The sequence below is a fragment of the Lutibacter sp. A64 genome, assembly GCF_022429565.1.
In the GTDB taxonomy this organism is placed as follows: domain Bacteria; phylum Bacteroidota; class Bacteroidia; order Flavobacteriales; family Flavobacteriaceae; genus Lutibacter.
The window spans coordinates 1,721,022-1,747,665 of sequence record NZ_CP092487.1 but is presented as its reverse complement, the minus strand read 5'-3'; the positions used below and the strand labels follow the sequence as shown (position 1 = coordinate 1,747,665).

Sequence of the window (26,644 nt, the reverse complement as noted above, 5' to 3'; positions counted from 1 at the left end):
ATTAACATTTTCTCCAAAAGAAAGGTGTAAATAAAATAAGTACAGTAAATAATTCTAACCTACCAATTAGCATTAAAAAAGAACACATCCATTTAGCAGAAATTGTTAGATGGGCAAAATTATCTACAGGACTTACTGAACCAATAGCGGGACCAATATTCCCCAATGAAGAAGCTGCAGCACCCATAGCTGATTGAAAATCTAAGCCCATAAAGGTTAATAATAAGCTGCTTCCAATAAATATTAACATGTATAATACAAAAAAAGATAATATGTTATAAATAATGGATTTAGGTATGCTTGCTCCATCGTATCTTACGGGGATTATAGCATTTGGATGTAATAATTTTTTGAATTCATAAAAACTACTTTTTATCATTATTATATGTCTAACTATTTTTATTCCACCACTTGTTGACCCAGCGGAACCACCTATAAAAAATAATGAGAAAATAATGGCAGTTACCATAGAATTCCACATTGTAAAATCGGCAGAAACAAAACCAGTTGTAGTTAATACAGAAACTACCGAAAATGCAGCATGTCTAAAAGCATTTTCTGTTACACCCCAAGGGTAGGTATGGTTTAAGCTAGTTTGTAAATTTGCATCTTGATGGTTTACAATTAAAAACGTAATTAATAGGGTAGCTATAATTGTTCCGAACAGGTAATATTTAAACTCTTCACTCTTAAAAACTTTTCTAATTTTTCCTTTTAGAGCAAAATAGGAGAGTACAAAATTTGCACCAGCAATAAACATAAAAATAATAATTATATACTGAATTATGGGTGAAGAATCATAATAAGCAACACTTGTATTTTTTGTTGAAAAACCACCAGTACTCATAGTTGCCATGGCGTGATTTATAGCATCAAACCAAGTCATTCCAGCAATTTTTAAAAGAAAAAATTCTGTGAAGGTTAAAATAAAATAAATTATCCAAAGTCTTTTTGCTGTCTCTGTAATTCTAGGATGCATTTTGTCTGCTGAGGGTCCAGGTGCTTCAGCCATAAATAACTGCATTCCTCCAATTCCTAATAAAGGTAATATTGCAACTGTTAAAACAATAATTCCCATACCACCAATCCAATGTGTTGCACTTCGCCAAAATAAAATTCCTTTTGGCATAGATTCTATATCGGTTAAAATAGAAGATCCTGTTGTTGAATATCCAGAAATTGTTTCAAAAAAAGCGTTGGTATAAACCGGTATGGTGTTCGTAAAAACATAGGGTAATGTTCCTGTTAAGGTTAGCATAAGCCATCCTAAAGTAACAATTAAATAACCTTCTTTTTTTCCAAGATTTTTTTTTGCATTTCTATTAAAAAACCATATGATAAATCCAATAAAAATAGTTAATAATCCTGCTTGTAGTATTCCCCATTTTTCAGATTCTCCATAATACATGCTAAAAGGAACGGCAAAAAGCATAAATGCTCCGTTTAACATAGAAGTTAATCCTAAAAAACTAATAATAATTTTTAAATTAAGACCTTTCATGAATTAGTTAAACAATTTTTCTACTTTATGAATAGCTTCTGGTAGGCAGAAAACAACTGCTTTGTCTCCAGCTAATATTTGAAAATCTCCAAAAGTCATATGCGCTACACCATTTCTAATAACACCACCAAAAACAGCTTTTTTGGTAATATTTATGTCTTTTACTAGTTTTTTTGTAACGGATGAATTTTCTTTTACTCTAAATTCTAAAACTTCTGCATCTACATTATGTAAGTTGGCTAGTTTTAAAACATCTCCTTTTCTAACGTGTTTAAAAATAGCACTTGCAGCTAATAGTTTTTTATTTATAAGGGTGTCAATTCCAATGGTTTGTGAAATATTGATGTAGTCCATGTTTTCAACCAAAGCAATGGTTTTTTTAACCCCTTTAGATTTTGCAACTAAACACGACATTATATTTGTTTCCGAGTTTCCTGTTACGGCTATAAAGGCATCCATTTCAGAAATATTTTCTTCTTCTAAAAGCTCAACATCACGTCCGTCTCCTTTAATAATTAATGCATTGGGTAGCTTTTCAGCAACTTCTTTTGCACGTGTTTTATTAATTTCAAGTAATTTAATATTAAATTTATTATCGCATAAGTTTCGTGCCGCTTTTACTCCAATTTTTCCACCACCTAAAATCATTACATGTTTTACTCCAAATTGGGTTTTTCCCATTAATTTGTAAAGGTTTTTTATACTTTCTTTTGGTGTTGAAAAATAAATTTGATCGCCAGCATGATATACAGTATTTCCTCTAGGAATTATTGTTTCATTACTGTTTTCTGGTTTTATAGCAATGGTTATAAATTCTATATCGTGAAATTTTTTTCTAGCTTCTTGTACTGTTAGGTTAATTAAAGGTGAATTATATTCCAGAGTGCTTCCTAAAATATTTAAGGTACCATTTTCAAATTGAATAGTATCATTAAAAGCAGATTGATTTAGGAGCATTTTAATTTCATCTGCAGCTAATTCCCCAGGAGAAATCATGCTATCTATACCAATTTCAGAAAAATCTATTTCAGAACTTTGAGTAAATTCGTGATTAGAAATTCTGGCAATAGTTTTTTTAACACCTAATTTTTTTGCTAAAACAGCAATTGTAAAGTTTGTATTTTGAGATTCTGTTACCGCTAAAAAAATATCGGCTTTATCTATATTAATTTCTTTTAGTAGCTTAATTGAAGTTGCGTCACCTTTTTTTGTAATTACATCAATATGATTACTTGCATATTCTAGTTTTTCAATATCGGTATCAATTAAATAAATATCTTGAGCTTCAAAAGAAAGAAGCTTTGCTAAATGAAATCCAACATCTCCAGCGCCAGCAATAATAATTTTCATGACTTAAAATTTAATGCAAAGATATTATATCTTATTTTCAAAATATTGATTTTAGACATTAAAATCAGTTAATAAAGTTAATTTAATATAAATTTAAAATTTTATTTTTTACTTCTTCGCAATAAGTTCTTCCAAAAGGATATCTAACTCCAGCTATTTCAACACTATTTCCTTCTATAGTATCAATTTTATCAATAGCAATTGTATAAGATCTATGTATGCGTATAAAGTTATCTTGAGGTAGTTGTTTGGTAAAACTTGAAAGGGTTTGGTGTATAATAAATCTATTGTCAACAGTGGTTATTTTTAAATAGTCTTTTAAACTTTCAATAACTAAAATTTCATCTAAATAGATTTTTTTCATTTTCTTTTTATCAATTTTGATAAAAAAATATGGTTTTTCAGGTTGTTGTTTGTTTACTGTTTGTTTTTCTAAATTTTTAGAAACTTTGTTTATTGCTTTTACAAATCTTGGAAATGGAATAGGTTTTACCAAATAATCTAAAACATCTAATTCGTAAGATTCTACAGCATATTCAATATGTGCTGTTGTAATAATTATAAGAGGTTTTTTTTCTAGGGATTTTATAAAATTTAAACCATCTAATAATGGCATATTTATATCTAAAAAAATAAGATCAACCGCATTATTTTTAAAAAAAGATAAAGCTTCAACAGCGTTAGTAAAAGTTTTTATTAACTCTATATCATTAAATTCTTTTAAATGATTTTTTATAACATTTATTGCTAGGGGTTCATCATCAATTATAACGCAGGTTGTTTTCATTTTAGTTTAATTTTAAGAGCCACTATAAATAAATTGTTTTTTTGTTCAATATTTAAATTGTATTCTTTTTTTTGATAACCCAAAGCTAACCTTTTTTTTACATTTTCTAAACCAATTCCACCTGTAGTTTTTTCTTGATGTTGTTTCTGTGTTGTTGTAGTTGGTATTGGGTTTGATATTGTAAAGTAAAGAAAATCATCTTTAATTAAAAAATCAATATCAATTTTAGTTTTACCTATATTTTTGTTTGCACCGTGTTTAAATGCGTTTTCAATAAAGGAAAGTAATAGCATTGGAGCAATTTTTTTGTTTGATATATCTCCAGAAATAGTCATATTTACTTCTAAATTATTATCAAATCTAATACGCTCTAAGTCTAAATAATTTTGAATGCTAATAATTTCTTTTTCTAAAGTTTGCTTACTTTTTTTTGTTTCATATAAAAAATAACGCATTAACTCTGATAGTTTCAGAATTATTTTTGGTGTTTTTTTAGAGTTCTCTAAAGAAAGTGAATAAATATTGTTTAAGGTATTAAAAAAGAAATGAGGAGAAATTTGAGTTCGTAAAAATAATAATTCGGTTTCTAGTTGTGTTTTTTCTAAATCCGTAACTCTTTTATGTTCCTTTAGCCAATCCATGGTAATTTTAATTGCAGTAACAAACGTAATTACATACAGTTCACCAATCATCATATCTATAGAATAATTTAAGGTTAACTTGCTAATAACTTCGGTTCCTTCAGGCCAAACATTTTCACTTACTAAGTAATATGTTAAATTAAACTTTACAAGTAACATGGTAAAAAGAGACAGTACAAGTAAGGTAATATAGGTTAAGTATTTTTTTTTAAATATAAAATTAGGCATAAATACATATACATTTAAATAACTTAATGTCATGTGTATTGGAAAGCCAATAAGGTTTGTTTTTAGAGAATATAGGTAATCATCAAAATAACTTCCCCAACGGAATGTGTTAAAAATAAAATATAAAGACCAAAATATTATATGATGTCTTAAAGATATTTCTTGAATTTTAGATGAAATTGATGTGGCTTTATAATTTGTTACCGACATTGTTTTTTTTAACTTTTTTTAATGTTTAACCTTGTTTATGTGTAGTACGTCTAATTTTTTTTTCAAAATGACTAAAATAAGTAATATTTATAACTAAATTTAAAATTACAAAAATTAAAATTTGAGAAATGATGAAAATGAAGCAACTACAACTACTTTGTTTAATAGGAATTTTATTAGGAATTAGTTCTTGTGAAAATTCTAAAAGTGAAGCGACGAAAACACCTCAAATAAACCTTACAAAGTTTGTTGATCCTTTTATTGGTACTGGTGGACACGGACATACTTACCCTGGTGCAACTGTGCCTTTTGGTATGTTACAAGTTAGTCCAGATAATGGAATTTCTAGTTGGGATTGGTGTTCAGGATATCATTATTCAGATTCTATAACTATTGGTTTTAGCCATCTGCATTTAAGCGGAACAGGAATTGGAGATTTAGCAGATATCCGTTTAATGCCAATAAATAAAAAGGTAGATTTAGCTGCAGAAGTTAAAACAAGAGATGATATTCCTTATAAATCTTTATATTCTCATAATCAAGAAAATGCTTCGCCTGGATATTATAGCGTAAAGTTAAAAGATTTTGATATAAAAGTAGAATTAACATCTAGTTTAAGAACTGCTTACCATAAATATACTTTTGCAGAAAAAGATGAACAATCTGTAATAATTGATTTAGGTTTTGCTATTAATTGGGATAAAACAACGGCTTCAAAAATAACTATAATAGATGAAAACACCATTTCGGGTTATAGACATTCTACGGGTTGGGCAAAAAATCAAAAAGTGTTTTTTGTTGCACAATTTTCTAAACCAATAAAAACATATCAATTGGTAAATGATGGTGCTTATAAAAGTAATGTAACTACTGTTGAAGGTGAAAAAGCTTTTGCACAACTCTTTTTTAATTCAGAAAATACTAATGAACTTTTGGTGAAAGTAGCTGTTTCATCAGTTAGTGAAGCTAATGCTTTAGAAAATTTATCAAAAGAAATAATTGATTTTGAATCGGTTAAAAATGAGTCTTCTAAAATTTGGAATAAAAATTTATCTAATATCACCATTGAGACAGATAATGAAGATTTAAAAACAATTTTTTATACAGCATTGTATCATACGCAAGTTGCTCCCGTTACTTTTAGCGATGTAAATAATGAATTTAGAAAAGAAAACGATGAAATTATAAAAGCCGATGATTATACGGCATATTCAACATTATCTCTTTGGGATACGTTTAGAGCAGAACAACCTTTATTAACATTTTTAGCTCCAGATAAAGTTTCAGACATTATAAATACAATGTTAGAATATTACCAAACAAATAAAAAATTACCAGTTTGGACCTTATATGGAAATGAAACCAATACCATGACAGGTTATCACTCAATTCCAGTAATTGCTGAAGCTTATGTAAAAGGTATTAAAGGTTTTGATATAAATAAAGCTTATGAAGCTATGAAAACCACAATGATGCAAGATGATAGAGGTTTAGAATATTATAAAAAATACGGATATATTCCTCACGATTTATTAGATGAATCTGTTACAATAACCTTAGAATTTGCTTATAACGATTGGTGTGTAGCTCAAATAGCCAAAGAATTGGGTAAGGAAGAAGATTACACGTATTTTCTAAATCGTTCTAAAGCATACCAATATTTATACGACTCAGAAACAGGTTTTATGCGTGGTAAAAATGCAAAAGGTGATGCTTGGAAAGAACCATTCGATCCAAAATATTCAGCACATAGAGTGCATGCAGAATATACAGAAGGTAATGCTTGGCAACATAGTTGGTTTGTTTTGCATGATGTTGAAAACCTAATTAAATTACATGGTGACGAAGATAAATTTACAGATAAATTAGAGCAGCTATTTACAGAGTCTTCAGAAATTACAGGAGATAATGTTTCGGCAGATATTACGGGTTTAATAGGACAATATGCACACGGAAATGAACCAAGTCATCATATTGCATATATGTACAATTATGCAAATAAACCTTGGAAAACGCAATATTGGGTGCGCGAAATACTAAAAACACAATACAATACAACTCCAGATGGTTTAAGTGGAAATGAAGATTGCGGACAAATGTCGGCATGGTACATATTTAGTTCTATGGGGTTATATCCATACAGTCCAGCTTCTGGAGAGTATCAAATAGGAAGTCCATTATTTAAATCTTCAACAATTAAAATTTCTGAAGATATTTCATTTACAATAAAAGCAGAAAATGTTTCAGATGAGAATATATATATTCAATCAGCTACATTAAATGGAAAAGTATTTAATAGTACTTCAATAAGCCATAAACAAATTCTACAAGGTGGTACACTTCAATTTGTAATGGGAAATACTCCAAATAAAAATTGGGGAATCACTAATTAAGAATATTAATAAGGATGAATATAATTGACGCATCAATAATTGCGATTTACGTTTTACTAACACTTTTTGTGGGGATTTGGGTATCTAAAAAAGCATCAAAAGGTTTAAATTCCTATTTTTTAGGAGGAAATAATATTAAATGGTATTTTCTAGGTTTAAGTAACGGTTCTGGAATGTTTGATATTTCGGGAACAGCATTAATGGTAGGTTGGCTTTTTCTTTACGGAGCTAAAAGTTTTATGTTAATGTGGTTGTGGCCAATTTGGAATCAAATTTTTATAATGATGTTTTTAGCCGTTTGGATACGAAGGTCTAATATTATGACAGGTTCCGAATGGATTTTAACTCGTTTTGGAGATGATAAGGCTGGTAGAGCTTCTCATAAAATTGTGGCAATTTTTGCCGTAGTTGCAGCAATTGGTTTTATAGCTTACTTTTTTGAAGGTGTTGGTAAGTTTATGACTGTTATTTTACCTTGGGATTTTACCTTGCAAATAGGAAATTCTATCCTTTTTAATTCAGAACAATCGTATGCTTTAATTATTATTTTTCTTACAACAATTTATACCATAAAAGGAGGAATGTTTTCTGTTGTAGCTACTGAAGTTTTACAATACGGTATTATGGTAATTGCAGGTGTGTTAGTGGCGGGGTATGCTTTTTTTGCATTTAGTGATGTAGAAATAAATAGTGTAATTACATCCGAATGGAAAAATGTCTTTTTTGGTTGGGAATTAGATACACATTGGGATAGTTCAAAATACCAAGCTTTTAACGATTTAGTCGATTCTGAAGGTTATAAAATGTTTGGTGCTTTAATTGGAATGAGTTTATTTAAAGGATTTTTTGCAAGTATTGCTGGTCCAACTCCTAGTTTTGATATGCAACGTATTTTATCAACAAAAACGGTTAAAGAGGCTGCGTATATGGCTGGTTTTACAAATTTAATATTATTTATTCCAAGGTATTTATTAATCGGAGGAGTTGTTGTTATTGCCTTAGTTGTATTGGCTCCTGAAATGATCGCTAATCCAAATTTAACAGGAGCAGATTTAGAAATTATTTTACCTAGAGTTATTAATTTTCATGTACCAGTAGGTATTAAAGGACTGTTGTTAGCTGGATTGTTAGCAGCATTTATGTCAACTTTTTCAGCCTTTGTAAATGCAGGGCCTGCATATATTGTAAACGATATTTATAAAAAATATTTTAAGCCAGAAGCCACCGATAAACATTATGTAAAAGCAAGTCATATTGCTTCATTTATAGTGGTAGGTTTAGGAGTTTTTATGGGCTTTTTTGCAGATTCGATTAACTCGTTAACATTGTGGATTACAAGTGCACTTTTTGGTGGTTATGTAGCAGCAAATTTTTTAAAGTGGATTTGGTGGCGCTTTAACGGTTGGGGATACTTTTGGGGAATGTTAGCCGGTTTAATTATTGCTAGTTTGCAGTTTTTATTAGATCAAAATAAGGGTAATTTTACAGAAGGTTCAATGCTTTATGATTTATCTAATATTTCAGCTATTTATTTATTTCCAATTATATTTGGTTTTTCGTTGTTGGGTTCTTTTTTAGGAACGTATTTAAGTGCTCCAACAAATATGGAAGTGCTAAAATCATTTTATAAAAATGTACATCCTTGGGGATTTTGGAAACCCGTTTTAAATGAATTAAAAAAAGATGATAAAACAGCTGAAAAAAATTCAGAATTTTGGTTAGATATGATGAATTGTGCCATTGGAATTATTTGGCAATCGAGTATGATTGTATTGCCAATTTATTTAATGATTAGAGATTACCCAAAAATGTGGATATCTTTGGTTGTTTTTATTATCACATCCATAATACTTAAATTTACTTGGTTAGATCGTGTTAGAAAATTACCTAACTAAATAGTTGAAAATAAAATAAATAAACTTTAAAATATACAATATAGTGAATACAATACCTTGGCAAGATAAACCTAAAGATAGTACTGATGTAATTTGGAGATATACAGAAAATCCAATTATAAAAAGAGACCAAATACCAAGCTCTAATAGTATTTTTAATAGTGCAGTGGTGCCTTTTAAAGATGGTTTTGCTGGTGTTTTTAGATGTGATAATAAAGCAGTTCAAATGAATATTTTTGCAGGTTTTAGTAAAAATGGAATTGACTGGGATATTAATCACGAACCAATAGAGATGCAAGCTGGAAATACCGAAATGATAGATTCTGATTATAAATACGATCCACGTGTTGTTTTTATTGAAGATAGGTATTGGATTACTTGGTGTAACGGTTATAATGGACCTACAATTGGTATTGGTTATACATTCGATTTTGTTGAATTTTTTCAATGTGAAAATGCTTATTTACCTTTTAACAGAAATGGTGTATTATTTCCACAAAAAATAAATGGAAAATATGCCATGTTAAGCCGCCCAAGTGATAACGGACATACACCTTTTGGAGATATTTGGATTAGTTATAGTCCAGATATGAAATATTGGGGAGAGCATAGATTGGTAATGAAACCAACACCTTTTGAAGATAGCGCATGGCAATGCACAAAAATTGGAGCAGGACCAATTCCTATTTTAACTGAAGAAGGTTGGTTAATGTTATACCATGGTGTAATAAATACTTGCAATGGATTTAGATATGCAATGGGAGCTGCCATTTTAGATGAACATAAACCAGACCAAGTAACATATAGAACACAACCTTATTTGTTAGGTCCTCATGTAAATTACGAACAAGTTGGTGATGTGCCAAATGTAGTATTTCCATGTGCAGCTTTGCATGATATTAAAGAAGATAAGTTAGCGGTATATTATGGAGCTGCAGATACAGTTGTAGCTATGGCTTTTGGAAAAATAAGTGAACTAATTAAATACACAAAAGAGAACAGTTTATAAAATTTTAAATATGAAATTTACCAAATTAGTTATTGCCTGTTGCTTATTTACAGTAGTGAGTTGTGCGCAATCAAAAAATAATGTTCCTAAAAGTTATGTAGCTTACAAAACTTCTGAAACTATTAAAGTTGATGGTCTGGCAACAGAAACTTCTTGGAGTAAAATAGCATGGTCCGATACTTTTATAGATATTGAAGGTGTAAAAGAACCAACTTACAAAACACAGGTTAAAATGATGTGGGATGAAATGTACTTTTACATTTTAGCAAAAATGGAAGAACCACATGTTTGGGCAGATATTACAGAACACGATGCCATTATTTTTCATAATAACGATTTTGAAGTTTTTATAGATCCAGACGGTGATACGTTTAATTATTACGAATTGGAAATTAATGCATTAAATACTGTGTGGGATTTATTTATTACAAAACCTTACAGAGAGCAAAATGTTGTGTTAAATGATTGGACCTTAACAGGATTAAAATCTGCCGTAAATGTAGATGGTACTTTAAACAATTCAACAGATAAAGATAAAGGATGGACTTTAGAATTGGCAATTCCTTGGAAAGCTTATAAAAAATCTTATTTCGAAAATAATGTACCTGAAAATAAACATTGGAGAGTTAATTTTTCAAGAGTTAATTGGGATTTTCAGTTGGAAGATGGAAAATATCAAAGAAAAGAGGATGCTGATGGTAAATTATTGCACGAATACAATTGGGTATGGTCTCCACAAGGTGTTATAAATATGCACGAACCTGAAAAATGGGGTTATGTTTATTTTTCTTCAAAAGAGGTGGGCTCAAATGATACATTTACAATTCCTCAAGATGATAGCATAAAACAGCAATTATATAATTTATATAAAGCACAAAGAAACTACAGAGAAAAATACAATACTTGGGCAACAACAATAGATAGTTTAACTAATAAAGCAATTATTGTAAATCATAAAACATTACAGCCAACTCTAGAAAATCATAAAACGGGTTATAATATTTCAGTAAAAAGCCCTTTTACAAAAAAAACATTAACTATTAAAGAAAACGGTAAAATTATTTCAAATTAAATTTATTATGAAATGAGCATGACCGAAATTTGGTTGTAAACGCCAATGTCGAAATGCGAATTACATATGACTAATTAAAATCAATAAATATTAACATATGAAACTACACAAACTATTATTTTTCGTCTTGATAATAACTATTTTTTCTTGTGAAACCACAAAAGAAAAAACAGATGCATCAACTTCAGAAGGCATTGTAACTGATAACCCTTTTGAATTTGGGGTTTGGATTTCAGCTAGTAAAGAAAAAGCGAATGATGAGTACGCAAAAGAATTTAAAAAGTATAAATCTGCTGGTATTGATGAGGTATTAATAAATACAGGAACAGATCCAGAATTATTAAAAAGAATTACGCCAATTGCAACCGAAAATGGACTAAAAGTTCATGCTTGGATTATGGCAATGAATCGCCCTGGAGATAGTATTGCAATGCAACACCCAGAATGGTATGCTGTAAGTAGAGAAGGAAAATCTTGTTACGATACACGTCCTTATGTAGGGTACTACCAATGGTTATGTCCAACTAGAGAAGAATCTCGTAACCACGTTTTAAGTTTAGTTGAAGGTTTGGCTAAAGTAGATGGAATTGAAAGTGTACATTTAGATTATATTCGTTTTTCAGATATTTTTTTACCAATAGGTTTATTACCTAAATACGATTTAGTTCAAGATGAAGAATTACCAGAATTCGATTTTTGTTATTGTGACGTGTGTGTAAGTAAGTTTGAAAAAATACATCATAAAAATCCAAGAAATATTGAAAATACCGATATTGATATGGAATGGAAACAATTTCGTTTAAATGCAGTAAGAGATGTGGTAAACGATGCTTATGAAATTGTTCATAAGTACAATAAAAATTTAACGGCAGCGGTTTTCCCTTATCCAGAAATGGCAGACCATATGGTGCGTCAACGTTGGGATAAATGGACAATTAATGAAGTATACCCTATGATTTATCACGGATTTTATAACGAAGAGGTAGATTGGGTTGGTTTTGCTACAAAACAAGGTGTTGATGATGTAAAAGATAAAGGAATTGGTGTAAATACAGGGGTTTTTATTCCAGCATTTAAATCTGTTGACGAGTTAAAACAAGCAATTCATTTAGCAAAAGATAATGGAGCAAAAGGAGTTACTTTTTTCGATGGTCCGGCAATAACTGAAGAATATTTAAAAGCAATTAAAGAAACTAAAGAAAGTTTAAAATAATAATTTATGAGGCAGTTTGGACTTATATGCATCGTTTTTTTAACTTTATTGGGTAGCTGTACAGATAAAGTAACTAAACCTGAAAAATTAATAGAATATGTAAATCCTTTTATTGGTACAGATGGCCCTGGAAATACATATCCAGGGGCAACCGTTCCTTTTGGAATGGTTCAATTAAGTCCGGATATTGGTATTCCTGGGTGGGATAGAATTGCAGGTTATTATTATCAAGACTCTATTATTTCTGGATTTTCACATATGCATTTACCTGGAACAGGAGCTGGAGATTTATACGATATTTTGGTAATGCCAACAAATAGTAAATTTTCAAAAAGAATTAAAGAAAATAGTTTTAAGCCTTTTTCAAGTTTTTCTCATAATAAAGAAACCGCTTCTCCGGGTTATTATTCGGTTGATTTGTTAGATTATGAAATTAAAGCTGAATTAACAGCTACCAAAAGAACTGGGGTACATAGATATACATTTCCAAAAGATGATGCTAGTCAAATTAATATAGATTTAGGCTACGCATTAAATTGGGATAAACCCATGGATACTTATATAAATGTAATTGATGATACTACTATTGAAGGGTATAGAAAATCTAAAGGTTGGGCAAAAGATCAACGTGTATATTTTGTAATTAAACTGTCTAAACCTTTTGAATCATATCAAGTTTTTAAAAACAATTCATTAACAACTTCTCCAGTTACAGCTGTAAATACAAGAATTGTTTTAAATTATAAAACAGAAGAAGCAGAACAAATTGTTTTAAAAACGGGTGTTTCTTCTGCAAGTATTGAAGGAGCCCATAAGTCATTAACTATTGAAGCTCTTGATTTTAATTTTGATGAAATTAGATTTAAAGCTGAAGAAATATGGGAAAATGAACTTCAAAAAATTCAAATTTCAACAGCAGATACTACTAAAAAACATATTTTTTATACAATGTTGTATCAATCTATGTTAGCGCCAACCTTGTTAAGCGATTACAATTCAAACTATAAAGGAGCGAATGATAGTATTGCAAAAGCAGTTGATTTTGATAGATATGATACTTTTTCACTCTGGGATACATACCGTGCAGCACATCCATTATACACCATTTTACATCCAGAAAGAACTTCGGATATGATTCAATCTTTATTAGCACATTATAAAGAAACTGGGTTATTACCAGTATGGTCTATGCAAGGAAACGAAACAAATATGATGATTGGTTACCATGCCGTTCCTGTTATTGTAGATGCTTATTTTAAAGGAATTAAAAATTTTGATAGCGAATTAGCTTTTAAAGCTTGTGTTGCAAGTGCAACAGATAATTCTAGACAAATTGATGAGTATATGGAACTTGGATATGTGCCTGTAGGCGAACATCACGAAAATTGGTCGGTTTCTAAAACACTAGAATACGCATACGATGATTGGTGTATTGCACAATTTGCAAAAGCATTAGGTAAAACAGAAGCTTACAATACATTTTTAAAACGTTCTGAAAATTGGAAAAATGTATATGATGCGCAAAGTACATTTATGCGTCCTAAATTAAAGAACGGAGAATTTGTAAAAGAGTTTATTCCAAAAGAATATTCACCTTATTTTTGTGAAAGTAACGCTTGGCAGTATTTCTGGTCTGTACAACATAATGTAGAAGGTTTAACTAAAATTATTGGAGGTAATGATTTGTTTGAAAAGAAATTAGATACCATGTTTTCTTTAAATCCACTTCCTGAAGATAAATTACCAATTTTTAGTACTGGAATGATTGGACAATACGCACATGGTAACGAGCCTAGTCACCACGTGGCATATTTGTACAACTACATTGAAAAACCTTGGAAAACACAAGAGTTAGTGCGTGAAATTTTAGAAACTCAATATAAAAATGAACCAAATGGGCATTGTGGTAACGAAGATTGTGGACAAATGTCGTCTTGGTATGTGTTTAGTGCTTTAGGTTTTTATCCTGTAAATCCGGCACAGGGAGTTTATGCTTTTGGTTCGCCAAATGTTGATGCAGCAAGTTTAAATTTAGAAAATGGAAACATATTTACTGTTGAAGCTAAAAATAATAGTTCAGAAAATATATACATTCAATCTATAGAGTTAAATGGTAAAATAATTGAACAAAATTATATTACACATAAAGAAATTATGAATGGTGGAAAACTGATTTTTACAATGGGAAATCTTCCTATTAAAAATTCTAAAAACACCATGGCTTTAAGTTCTAAAGTGTACAATTAAACCCAAGAGTATGTCACAAAGAAGAGATTTTATAAAAAAAGCAGCATTAGGTACCTTAGGAATTAGTACCGTTTTAAGCTGTAAAGAGCTTACAGAAAAGGAAGGGGATACTTCTGAAAAAGTTGCGGTTAAGAACCAAAAAAAACCATTAATTATTTCTACTTGGAATCACGGTTTACCGGCAAATGAAGCAACTTGGAAGCAATTAAAAAATGGAAAACCAGCATTAGATGCTATTGAAGCAGGAATGAAAATTCCTGAAGCTGACCCAAAGGTAAGAAGCGTTGGTTATGGAGGTTTTCCAGATAGAGAAGGAAAAGTAACTTTAGATGCTTGTATTATGGATCATAACAGCGATTGTGGTTCTGTAGCATTTTTACAAGGTATAAAACATCCAATTTCAGTAGCAAAAAGAGTATTGCAAAATACACCTCACGTAATGTTATCAGGTAAAGGAGCACTTCAATTTGCGCTTTCAGAAGGTTTTGTTGAAGAAAATTTACTTACTGTAGCAGCAGAAAAAGATTGGAAAAAATGGATAGAAGAATCTAAATACAAACCAGTAATAAATTTTGAAAATCACGATACAATATCCATGTTAGTAGTGGATGAGGATGGTAATATTTCTGGAGGCTGTACTACAAGTGGAGCAGCTTGGAAAATGCATGGTAGAGTAGGAGATTCTCCAATTATTGGTGCAGGATTATTCTTAGATAATGAAGTTGGGGCAGCAGCTGCTACAGGTTTAGGTGAGGCTGTAATTAGAACAGCCGGAAGTGCTATGGTTGTAGAATTAATGCGACAAGGTAAATCGCCTTTTGAAGCTTGTAAAGAAATTGTAGAACGCATTTATAATAAGCATAAAAATCATAAGGATATGGAATATTTACAAGTTGGGTTTATTGCTGTAAATAAAAATGGAGAACACGCAGGTTATAGTTTGCGTTCTGGATTTAATTATGCAGTTTACGATGAAGAAAAAGGGAATAGAATGGAAGATGCACAATTTAAAATGTCTTGGGATAATTAAAAATAGTTCTACTAAAAAGCTAATAAAATGAAACTAATTAAAACGTTTTTACTAGTATTACTCTTAGCTGCTATTGCTTCGTGTTCAAAGCCTAAGGTTTTTGTTGAAAGTGATATTCATATAATTCCAAAACCTATGGAATTAGACTTACAACAAGGTGTATTTGAGTTTACTGAAAACACACAAATTGTTGTAACAAATGCTTTTCAAAAAGAGATTGCTAAACAATTTAGCGATAAAATAGGATTAGCTATTGGATTTAACCTTCAAATTATTGAAGAAGTACCAAGTGAAAATTACATACAATTTTTAACGAATTCAGAACTTGAAAATGAAGCCTATCAACTATCAATAAATAGCAATAAAATAATTGTTAGCGCAAGCAGTAATAATGGATTTTTATATGGTTTAGAAACGTTAAAACAGCTATTACCTGTAGAAATTGAAAGTAAAGAATTAGTTTCAACTATTGATTGGATTGTTCCTGCAGTTGAAATTAAAGATCAACCTCGTTTTAAATATAGAGGGCTTCATTTAGATGTTTCACGTCATTTTTTTAAAAAAGAATACATAAAAAAAACGATAGATCGTTTGACAATGCATAAAATGAATGTATTGCATTTACATTTGGTAGACGATCAAGGTTGGAGAATTGAAATAAAAAAATATCCAAAATTAACAGAAGTAGGAGCGTTTAGATTAGATCAAGAAGATTTACATTGGGATGCTCGAAGAGTTACTACTGCTGAAGATGAAGCTACATATGGTGGTTTTTACACACAAGAAGATATTAAAGAAATTGTAGCTTACGCAACGGCTAATGGTATTGAAGTAATTCCTGAAATTGAAATGCCAGCACACGTTATGAGTGCTATTGCTTCTTATCCAGAATTATCGTGTTTTGAAACACCAATTGGAGTACCGTCTGGAGGTGTTTGGCCAATAACTGAAATTTATTGTGCAGGTAAAGAAAATACTTTTGAATTTTTAGAAAATGTATTGTTAGAAGTTATGGAGTTATTTCCTTCAAAATACATACATATTGGTGGTGATGAAGCAACAAAAACCAATTGGACAAAATGTCCACATTGTCAAAAAAGAATGCAAACCGAAGGACTTGAAAATGTTGAAGAGTTACAAAGTTATTTTGTAAAAAGAATGGAGAAATTCATCAATTCAAAAGGTAAAAATTTAATTGGTTGGGATGAAATTTTAGAAGGTGGTTTGGCTCCTAGAGCAACGGTTATGAGTTGGAGAGGTGTAAAAGGTGGTGTTGAAGCTGCAAAACAAGGACATGATGTTATTATGACGCCTGGTTCTCATTGTTATTTTGATCATTATCAAGGACCACAGAACGAAGAACCATTAGCTTGGGGTGGTTATACAACTTTAAGTAAAGTATATGAATTTGACCCTATTGTTGAAGATTTAACCGAGGATGAAACAAAACATATTTTAGGCGGACAAGCAAATTTATGGGCAGAACAAATTAAAACAGAAGCACATTCAGAATATATGATTTTTCCAAGATTAGCAGCTTTGTCTGAAACGCTTTGGTCTCCAAAAGAATCTCGTAATTGGGAAGATTTTTCTAATAGAATTACTACCATGTTTACTAGGTATGAGTTTTTAGGTATTAATTATGCTAGAAGTGCATATCTAGTAACTGCTGATACTCAAATAAACCTAGAGGAAAATACAGTTGAGGTCATATTGAAAAATGAATTTCCGAACTCAGATATTAGATATACATTAGATGGAACTGATTTAAATAGCTCTTCAAATAAATATGTAGAACCTATTAAAATTACAGAAACTACTAATTTAAAAGCTTCTTTATTTGAAAATAATAAGCCTATTGGAAAAGAATTTAATCAAATTATAAAATTTCATAGAGCTGTCGGTAAAAAAGTTTCTTATAAAGAGATTTATAATAACAATTATAAAGGAGCGGGAGATTTTACTTTGGTAAATACGTTAAGAGGTACAAAAAACTTTCACGATGGTCAATGGCAAGCTTGGTTAGGTAAAGATATGGAGGTTGTAATAGACTTAGAAAAAGAAACTTCAATAAGTAATGTAATTGTAGGTTCTATGGAAAATCAAGGGCCTGGAATATATTATCCAACCAAAATTGAAGTATTTGTTTCCTTAAATGGTGAAAATTATAAGCAAGTAGGAAGTGTAGAAAGAGCTTATGCTAAAAACGCTACTTCAGAGTTAAAAGAATTTAAAATTGAATTCTCTACTGAAAAAGCACAATTTGTAAAAGTTATTGCAACTAATTTAAAACAAACTCCAGAAGGAGGAGAAACTTGGTTATTTATTGATGAAATTTTAATTGATTAAGATTATGAAGAAATACGATCTATTATTTATTTTAAGCTTATTTATGTTCTCTTGTACTTCGGTTACAAAAGAAACTGAAACAAAAGTTGAAACGAATAAAAGTTTGGCAGATTATGTAAACCCTTTAATGGGAACAGATTCTGAATTTAGTTTGTCTAATGGAAACACATACCCTGCAATTGCAACACCTTGGGGAATGAATTTTTGGACTCCAATGACTTCAAAAATGGGAGATGGTTGGACCTACAAATACGATGAATATAAAATTAGAGGAATAAAACAAACACATCAACCAAGTCCTTGGATTAACGATTACGCAGCGTTTTCATTAATGGCAACAACAGGAGATTTGAAATTTCAGGAAGATGAACGTGCATCATGGTTTTCTCATAAAGCAGAAACGGTGAAACCATATTATTACTCAGTTTATTTAGCGGATTATGATGTAACCGCTGAGGTTTCACCAACAGAAAGAGCTGCGCATTTTAAATTTACCTTTCCAGAATCTGAAAAATCATACATAATGTTAGATGCCTTTTTTAAAGGTTCTATGGTGAAGATTTTTCCAGAAGAACGTAAAATAATTGGGTATTGTAGAAATAATAGTGGAGGTGTTCCAGATAATTTTCATAATTATTTTGTTGCAGAATTTGATAAAGATTTTGAACTAAACCATACTTGGAATGATGGTTGGAATTTACAAGAAAATTCAAAAAATAGTGAAGGAGAACATGTAGGGGCTATTATCAGTTTTAAAACTAAAAAAGGTGAAGCTGTACATGTAAAAGTTGCATCTTCGTTTATAAGTCCAGAGCAAGCTCAATTAAATTTATCAAGAGAAATTGGTACAGATACGTTTACTCAAACCAAAGAAAAAGCAAAACAAGCTTGGGAAACAGAATTAGGACGTATTGAAATTGAAGATGATAATATAGATAATATTAGAACATTTTATTCTAGTCTGTACAGAGTATTACTATTCCCAAGAAAATTTTATGAATTTGATGCCAATAATGAAGTCGTTCATTACAGTCCGTACAACGGAGAAGTTTTACCGGGATATATGTTTACTGATAATGGTTTTTGGGACACATTTAGAGCGGTTTTTCCATTTTTTAATATGATGTATCCAGAGTTAAATGGAAAAATTATGCAAGGCTTGGCAAATACTTATAAAGAATCTGGTTGGTTGCCAGAATGGGCAAGTCCTGGTCATAGAGATTGTATGATTGGTTCTAATTCTGCTCCAATTATTTCTGATGCTTTTTTAAAAGGTGTTAAAGATATGGATGTAGAAGTTTTATTAGAAGCAATGCTTAAAAATGCAACAGTTACAGACGGAAGGCCAGTAAACTCAGTAGGTAGGGCAGGTTTAGAATATTATAACACTTTAGGCTATGTGCCTTATAATGTTGGAATTCACGAAAATGCAGCTAGAACTTTAGAATATGCGTATGCCGATTTTACCATTGCTAAAATGGCTGAAAAATTAGGGAAGACTGAGATTGCTGAAAAATACTACAAGCAATCTATGAATTATAAAAATTTATTCGATCCAGAAACTAACTGGATGCGTGGTAAAAATGAAGATGGTAGTTTTCAAGCACCTTTTAATCCTCTAAAATGGGGAGATGCTTTTACCGAAGGAAATAGTTTACACTATACTTGGTCAGTTTTTCATGATATAGATGGACTAATTAACTTAATGGGGGGGAAAGAACAATTTACATCAAAATTAGATGAGGTTTTTGAAATGCCACCTTCTTTTGATGCTTCGTATTACGGTTTTACAATACACGAAATTAGAGAAATGCAAATCGCAAATATGGGAAATTATGCACACGGTAATCAGCCAATTCAACATATGATTTACTTGTATAATTATGCAAATCAATCATACAAAGCTCAAGAGAAAGTAAGAGATGTTTTAACCAAATTATACTCTGCAACACCAGATGGATATTGTGGTGATGAAGACAACGGACAAACATCTGCTTGGTATGTGTTTAGTTCTTTAGGTTTTTATCCGGTAACCCCAGGAGCAGATGAATACGTAATTGGAAGTCCGTTATTTAAAAAAGCAACATTACATTTAGAAAACGGAAACACTTTTGAAATTAATTCAGAAAACAATTCTGAAAGTAATTTTTATATAGATGCAGCCAATTTAAATGGAAAACCATATAACAATACTTTTATAAAATTTGATGCTATTCAAAATGGTGGAGTGTTAGAATTTAAAATGAATAATACACCTAATGTAAATTGGGGAACTGCTTCAGAAAGTGTTCCGTATTCTTTAAGCACTTCAAAAAAATAATTATAATGAAGAAAAATATAATTTTTACACTAGTGAGTTTTTGTATTGTGTTTACAATGCAAGCTCAAGAGCCAGTCGATTATGTAAATCCGATTATTGGAACTTCTAATTTTGGAGCAACTTTTCCAGGTCCAATTGCACCTAGAGGAATGGCTAGTATAAGTCCGTTTAATGTTGCTGGTCCAGCAAATTTACCGTTGGAAAAAGATAGCCGTTGGTTGTCTAATCCCTACGTACACGAAAATACTTTTTTAACAGGGTTTAGTCAAGTTAACTTAAGCGGTGTTGGTTGTCCAGATTTGGGTGTTTTATTATTAATGCCAACAACGGGAGAACTTGAAACCGATCATTTAAAATATGGTTCTACGTATTCAAATGAAATTTCAAAAGCAGGATATTACAGTTCAGAAATTGATAAATATAATGTAAAAGCCGAGTTTACAACTTCTAAAAGGGTTGGTGTAAGTAAATTTACATTTCAAAAAGGGCAATCTAATATTTTATTGAATTTAGGTTTAGGGTTAACTAACGAACAAGGGGCTATGGTACAAGTGGTTTCTTCAACAGAAATTGAAGGAATGCGTTCTGTGGGTTCATTTTGTTACAACAGTCCAGAAGCTGCATATCCAGTTTATTTTGTAGCTAAATTTTCTAAACCAGCAGATAAATTTGGTGTTTGGAAAAAACCTACTACTTACAAAGGTGTAGAAGCACAATGGATGGGTTATAATGGTAAAACTAGGCTAATGGATGCTTCAACAAAAATGGTTGCTGGAGATAGTATTGGAACTTATTTTAGTTACAATTTTGATAAAATTGAAACTGTTGAAGTTAAAATAGGTGTAAGTTATGTAAGTATAGAAAATGCACGCGAAAATCTTGAAAAAGAAACGTCGAATAAAACATTTAATGATATTTATAAAGAAACTTATAACGAGTGGAATACATTACTTTCTAGAATTAAGGTTGAAGGCGGTTCAACAAATGATAAAACAGTTTTTTACACCGCTTTGTATCATACTTTAATTCACCCAAACACATTAAACGATTTTAATGGTGAATATCCTGAAATTAAAACAGGTAAAATAGGGAAAACCGATGGTACACGTTTTACTGTTTTTTCGTTATGGGATACTTATAGAAATGTACATCAATTATTGTCATTAGTCTATCCACAACAACAGTCTAATATGATACAAAGTATGTTAGATATGTACGATGAAAATGGGTGGTTACCAAAATGGGAATTAAATTCTACAGAAACATTTACTATGGTTGGAGATCCAGCAAGTATTGTAATTACAGATACATATTTAAAGGGGATTCAAGATTTTGATGTAGAAAAGGCATATAATGCAATGCTAAAAAGTGCTGAACAGATTGAAAATAATCCAGTACGTCCGGGACTGAAAGATTATATTGAAAAAGGCTATTTAACAACCGATAATGGTGGGTCTGTTTCAACTACACAAGAATACAATGCAGCCGATTATTCTATAGCGTTATTAGCAAAAGAATTAGGTAAAACAGCTGATTATGAGTGTTATAAAAATCGCTCAATTTCTTACAGAAAACTGTTTGATAAAAATATAGATTTATTAAGACCAAGATTAAGTAATGGTAATTGGTACGAACCTTTTGATCCTAACGATGGAGCTAACTTTACAGAGAATGTCGGTTTTATCGAGGGAAATGCTTGGCAATATGCTTTTATGGTTCCACATGATATTTTAGGACTTAAAAAATTAATGGGAGGTAATAAAGCATTTACCAATCAATTGCAAAAAGTTTTTGACGATAATCAATTTGATATGGCAAATGAGCCAGATATAGCCTACCCATTTTTATTTAATTATGTAAAAGGTGAGGAATGGAGAAGCCAGAAAACAGTTGAAGCATTAGTTAAAAAATATTTTAAAAACACATCTGATGGAATTCCTGGAAATGATGACACTGGAACCATGTCTACCTGGGTTGTGTATGCAATGATGGGTGTTTATCCAATTGCCCCAGGAGAACCTAAATACACCATTACAAAACCATTATTTGATAAGATAACGATTCAATTAGATTCAAAATATTATAAAAACAGTGAGCTGGTTATTGAAAAAGAAACAAATAATAACGGATATATAAATCAAATTTTATTAAACGGTAAAAAACATAAAAGCTATTTTATTAATCATAATGAATTGGTAAATGGAAACAGTTTAAAAGTTATTTTGAAATAACTGAAATCTGATTATAGGTAATGAATCATTAATAGTCCGTCAACCTGATTTTGTTTCAGGGCGTATATCATGTTAGAAATATTTTATGTGATGCTGAAACAACACTTAGACTCCACTCAGTGGCCAATTAAGTATGATGTTATCTATAAATTGTACGAGTTAAAATATTAAATAATAAAATCATTTTAATGAAATTAAACACACTATTTATAACATTGTTGTTTACTGCAATTTTTTCAGTAAATGCTCAAGAAGAAATTACTTACACCGTATTTAAAAAAGAGCCAATAAATTTTAATGGTACTCCAGGAAAAGATATTGAAGTTGAACGGTTGCAATCTGGAAGAATAATTTATAAAAAAGTATCGGTTCCAAAGTTTAAAAAAGGGACAGATGTTAGCATTAAATTAACGGTACGTTCAAATGGAGATCGTTGGGATAAGTCTGGTTCTTGTTTTGTGGTAAATAATTTAGATGAATTATCTATTATAGATATTTCAAAAGGGAATAAAGAATTTCCTATAGCTTCTACAATAGATACTAAATTTAAAGGTGTAAAAGCAACTGATACCTACAAGCCAGTTGTAGAGTTATTGCGTTTTATGACTCCTTTTGGTGTTGGATATTATAGCGATAATACTGTAAAATATAGAAGACCTGTTTACATTCCTTCTTGGGAAAAAGAAGTAGTTTGGGAGCAAGATATTTCACAGTTAAAAAGTTTAGTAACTAATACTTTTTATGTTGGTGTTTGGATTGATAGTTGGACCGCAGAGGGGTATGAAGTTGACCTAGAATTAAATTACTCTAATCGTTCTAGAAAAACTCAAAAAGTAATCACTTTGGTAAATACTGTTCCGTATGTAAGCGGACAATCGTTACCAGATTTTTTTGCAAGAACAGTTTTAGAACAAACTTTTGAATTGCCTAAAAAAGCCAAAAATGTTAAATTGTATTACACCACTACCGGTCACGGTGGGCATAGTGGAGGCGATGAGTTTATAAAAATTAAGAACAGTGTTTTTGTAGATAATAAACTTATCTTAGATACCATTCCTTGGCGAGATGATTGCGCTTCTTTTAGACGATTTAACCCAACTTCAGGCGTATGGATAAAAAAAGATTCCGCTTCATACATAGATTCTAAAACCAGATCGTATCAAGTTAAAGAAATTGAAGAACGAATAGCGTCATCAGATTTATCAAGATCTAATTGGTGTCCTGGTTCATCAGTAAAGCCTTTTAAAATTGATTTAAGTTATCTAAAATCTGGAAAACATACTGTTAAAATTTCTATTCCAGCAACAGCAGCCGATGGCGATAAATTAAATCATTGGTTGGTCTCAGCGTATGTTACTTATGAGGAATAGAGATTTAAAAATCTTTTAAAAATTAGTTTATTTAATATAATATTAATGTAATCATGAAAAATTTATACCTTCTTTTATTCTTGATAGTTGGATTTTATCACAATTCAAATGCTCAGAGTCAATACCCTTATCAAAATGCTAAATTATCTGTTGAAGATAGAGTACAAGATTTACTTTCTAAAATGAGTTTAGAAGAAAAAGTACGTCAAATGGATATGTATAAAGGTGAATTTTTTAAAGAAGGTGAAGCATTTTCTAAATTAAAAACAGCAGAAAGAATTGGAAATCTTGGAGTAGGAGCTATCCACGATATCTATCCAAATTCTGCAGAAATGATTAATGAGCTTCAAAAAAATGTAATTGAAAGTAATAGATGGGGAATTCCTGCACTTATAATGTGCGAAATGTTACATGGTTATTTTGGTGAAGGAGCAACAGCGTTTCCAATGAATATTGGTATGGGAGCTTCGTGGGATACAGATTTAATGAAAAAAGTAGGTACTGTAATTGGAACTGAAGCGCGTGCACACGGAGTTCATTTTGGATTAGGACCTGTACTTGGTATAGGAAGAGAGCCACGTTGGGGAAGAGTTGCAGAAACATTTAGTGAAGACACCTATTTGGCAAGTGAAATAGGACTTGCAATGATAACTGGAATGCAGGGTGATACATTAGCTTCAGATAGAGCTATAATTGCTGAACCAAAGCATTTTGCAGTGCATAGTTATCCGCAAGCGGGAGGTAATTCTTCACCTGTAATTGTTGGGGAACGTACAGCTCGTGAAGATTTTTTACCTGCATTTGAAAAAGCATATATACAAGGTGGTGCTTTAGGAGCTATGTGTGCTTATTCGGAATTAGATGGAATTCCTTGTGCTGCAAATGAGTGGCTACTAACCGATGTTTTAAGAAAAGAATGGGGGTTTAAAGGAATTGTAGTTTCAGATTTAGGAGCTATAAAATATATTCAAACTACTCATTATGCTGCAGATTCTCCTAAAGAAAGTATCAAGCAAGCAGTAGCTGCTGGTGTAGATATGCAATTTTATGATTTTTCAAATGATTTTTGGCAAAAAACTATTATTGAATTGGTTAAAGAGGGGGAATTAACAGAAAGTCAAATAAATAGAGCCGTTGGAGGTGTTTTGCGACTTAAATTTTTACTAGGTTTATTCGAAAATCCATATACAAATACAAACTTAATTAAAGAGCGTTTTCATTCAAAAGAACATCAAGAAATAGTTTTAGAAGCAGGTCATAAATCTATTGTTCTATTGAAAAATAAACAAGAAATGTTACCGCTTAGTAAAAAACTAACTAAAATTGCAGTAATAGGACCAAATGCAGATGCTTCAAGATTAGGCGGTTATTCGGTAAGAAATAAAGTTGCAACTACTGTTTTAGAAGGGATAAAAGACGTTGTAGGTTCAAATACAAAAGTTTTTTATGAAGAAGGAGTTCCATTAATAGTAAAAGGTCAAGTAATTCCTTCAACTAGTTTACTAACTCCAGATACATCTCAAAATGGTTTGAAAGGAGAATATTTCAATAATAGAAAATTAGAAGGAAAACCAGCTTTAACAAGAATTGATAAGCAATTAGATTTCGATTGGCCTTGGTCTCCAGGTGAAGGTGTAAATGATGATGAAATTTCAATTAGATGGACTGGGTTTATACAAGCAGAGAAATCTTTTGATGGATGGCTAGGTTTAAGTTCAGATGATGGTATTAGAATGTGGATTGATGATGTGTTAGTTATCGATAATTGGAGAAAAGGAAGTACTAATATTGTTACTACTCCAATGAATATTGAAGGTGGTAGGAAATATAAAGTTCGCATAGAAATGTGGGAAGGTGGCTGGGGAGCCAGAGCCCATTTACGTTGGAATTTAGAAAAAGTAGACTTACAGCCTGCTATAGATATTGCTAAAAATGCTGATGTAGCAATTGTTGTATTAGGTGAGTCTAAAGAGTTGGTAGAAGAAAATAGAGATGTAGCCACCTTAGATTTACACGGAATGCAAGAAGAATTAATTAAAGCTATTCAAAAAACAGGCACACCGGTAGTTTGTGTGTTGTTAAACGGTCGTCCGCTTTCTATAAATTGGATAAATGATAATATTCCAGCAATTGTAGAGGCTTGGTTTCCTGGAGAATCAGGAGGTAAAGCAGTAGCAGATGTATTGTTTGGAGACTACAATCCTGCAGGAAGATTGCCTATTACTATTCCTAAATCTGTTGGGCAATTACCAATTTATTACAATCAAAAACCTTCTGCAATACACAGGTATGTTAGCGAAAGTGAAAATCCTTTATATACTTTTGGTTATGGATTAAGTTATACTAATTTTGAATATACCGACTTTTCTATAAGTTCAGATAAAATTAATGTAGATGGTGAAATTAAAGTGAGTGTTAGTGTTAAAAATATAGGAAATTATGACGGAGATGAAGTCGTTCAGTTGTATATAAATGATATTTATAGCAGTGTAACAACTCCTAAAAAAACATTAAAAGGGTTTAAAAGAATTCATATTAAAAAGGGAGAAACAAAGAAAGTTGAATTTATATTAACTTTAGAAGAACTTGCCATTTGGAATCGAAAAATGGAGAAAGTTGTAGAGCCCGGAGAATTTGAAGTTATGGTTGGTAGAAACTCTCAAGATTTACAAAAACTAAAGTTTGAAGTAGTGGATTAATTCCGTAGAAATCTTTAAAATAAGAAATTAAAAAGTTGAGATTTTTTAAAAGTTGCTGAGATTCCTTTTTACTTTCAAGATATAAAATTATTTCAGCAA

General features: G+C 30.8%; 16 protein-coding genes. 12 read left to right on the top strand and 4 right to left on the bottom strand.

The features are described from left to right. Nucleotide 1: 1 nt before the first annotated feature. From MKD41_RS07365 to MKD41_RS07350, 4 genes are all read right to left on the bottom strand, one after another. The gene (locus MKD41_RS07365; RefSeq protein ID WP_240244787.1) at nt 2–1,501 is read right to left on the bottom strand and encodes a TrkH family potassium uptake protein; all 1,500 of its coding nucleotides are present in this window, start codon (nt 1,499–1,501) and stop codon (nt 2–4) included. Between the two features lie 3 nt (nt 1,502–1,504). After that, complete coding sequence (trkA, locus tag MKD41_RS07360; protein WP_240228452.1) at nt 1,505–2,851, bottom strand: Trk system potassium transporter TrkA; 1,347 nt, start codon at nt 2,849–2,851, stop codon at nt 1,505–1,507. A gap of 82 nt (nt 2,852–2,933) precedes the next feature. After that, nucleotides 2,934–3,638, bottom strand: coding sequence for a LytR/AlgR family response regulator transcription factor (locus MKD41_RS07355; protein ID WP_240244786.1), 705 nt, complete (start codon nt 3,636–3,638; stop codon nt 2,934–2,936). Then, the gene (locus MKD41_RS07350) at nt 3,635–4,717 is read right to left on the bottom strand and encodes a sensor histidine kinase (protein WP_240244785.1); all 1,083 of its coding nucleotides are present in this window, start codon (nt 4,715–4,717) and stop codon (nt 3,635–3,637) included. Before MKD41_RS07350 ends, MKD41_RS07355 begins: the two co-directional genes overlap by 4 nt. A gap of 137 nt (nt 4,718–4,854) precedes the next feature. Here MKD41_RS07350 and MKD41_RS07345 point away from each other — a divergent pair, with 137 nt between their 5' ends. The 12 genes from MKD41_RS07345 (at nt 4,855) to MKD41_RS07290 (ending at nt 26,545) form a co-directional block, all read left to right on the top strand. Next, a complete protein-coding gene (locus tag MKD41_RS07345; protein ID WP_371824295.1) occupies nt 4,855–7,110 on the top strand; it encodes a GH92 family glycosyl hydrolase in 2,256 nt (751 codons plus the stop codon). Nucleotides 7,111–7,124: 14 nt separating this feature from the next. Beyond that, the gene (locus MKD41_RS07340; protein ID WP_240244784.1) at nt 7,125–9,005 is read left to right on the top strand and encodes a sodium:solute symporter family protein; all 1,881 of its coding nucleotides are present in this window, start codon (nt 7,125–7,127) and stop codon (nt 9,003–9,005) included. A gap of 43 nt (nt 9,006–9,048) precedes the next feature. Beyond that, complete coding sequence (locus MKD41_RS07335; protein WP_240244783.1) at nt 9,049–10,014, top strand: glycoside hydrolase family 130 protein; 966 nt, start codon at nt 9,049–9,051, stop codon at nt 10,012–10,014. A 10-nt stretch (nt 10,015–10,024) separates the two neighbouring features. Continuing rightward, complete coding sequence (locus MKD41_RS07330; RefSeq protein ID WP_240244782.1) at nt 10,025–11,086, top strand: carbohydrate-binding family 9-like protein; 1,062 nt, start codon at nt 10,025–10,027, stop codon at nt 11,084–11,086. Between the two features lie 97 nt (nt 11,087–11,183). Beyond that, nucleotides 11,184–12,299, top strand: a complete 1,116-nt coding sequence (locus tag MKD41_RS07325) for a putative glycoside hydrolase (protein ID WP_240244781.1) — start codon at nt 11,184–11,186, stop codon at nt 12,297–12,299. Between the two features lie 6 nt (nt 12,300–12,305). Next, nucleotides 12,306–14,546, top strand: coding sequence for a GH92 family glycosyl hydrolase (locus MKD41_RS07320; protein ID WP_240244780.1), 2,241 nt, complete (start codon nt 12,306–12,308; stop codon nt 14,544–14,546). 10 nt (nt 14,547–14,556) lie between these two features. Then, nucleotides 14,557–15,576 (top strand): N(4)-(beta-N-acetylglucosaminyl)-L-asparaginase, encoded by a 1,020-nt coding sequence (locus MKD41_RS07315; RefSeq protein ID WP_240244779.1) that lies wholly within the window; start codon nt 14,557–14,559, stop codon nt 15,574–15,576. Nucleotides 15,577–15,603: 27 nt separating this feature from the next. After that, nucleotides 15,604–17,925 carry a glycoside hydrolase family 20 protein gene (locus MKD41_RS07310; protein ID WP_240244778.1) on the top strand — a complete coding sequence of 774 codons (2,322 nt, stop codon included), beginning with the start codon at nt 15,604–15,606 and terminating at the stop codon, nt 17,923–17,925. 4 nt (nt 17,926–17,929) lie between these two features. Beyond that, on the top strand, nt 17,930–20,245 hold the full coding sequence (locus MKD41_RS07305) for a GH92 family glycosyl hydrolase (protein WP_240244777.1): 2,316 nt from the start codon (nt 17,930–17,932) through the stop codon (nt 20,243–20,245). Between the two features lie 5 nt (nt 20,246–20,250). Then, complete coding sequence (locus MKD41_RS07300) at nt 20,251–22,476, top strand: GH92 family glycosyl hydrolase (protein ID WP_240244776.1); 2,226 nt, start codon at nt 20,251–20,253, stop codon at nt 22,474–22,476. Between the two features lie 188 nt (nt 22,477–22,664). Next, nucleotides 22,665–23,846, top strand: a complete 1,182-nt coding sequence (locus tag MKD41_RS07295; RefSeq protein ID WP_240244775.1) for a PNGase F N-terminal domain-containing protein — start codon at nt 22,665–22,667, stop codon at nt 23,844–23,846. A gap of 53 nt (nt 23,847–23,899) precedes the next feature. Beyond that, nucleotides 23,900–26,545 carry a glycoside hydrolase family 3 N-terminal domain-containing protein gene (locus tag MKD41_RS07290; protein ID WP_240244774.1) on the top strand — a complete coding sequence of 882 codons (2,646 nt, stop codon included), beginning with the start codon at nt 23,900–23,902 and terminating at the stop codon, nt 26,543–26,545. Nucleotides 26,546–26,644 lie beyond the last annotated feature (99 nt).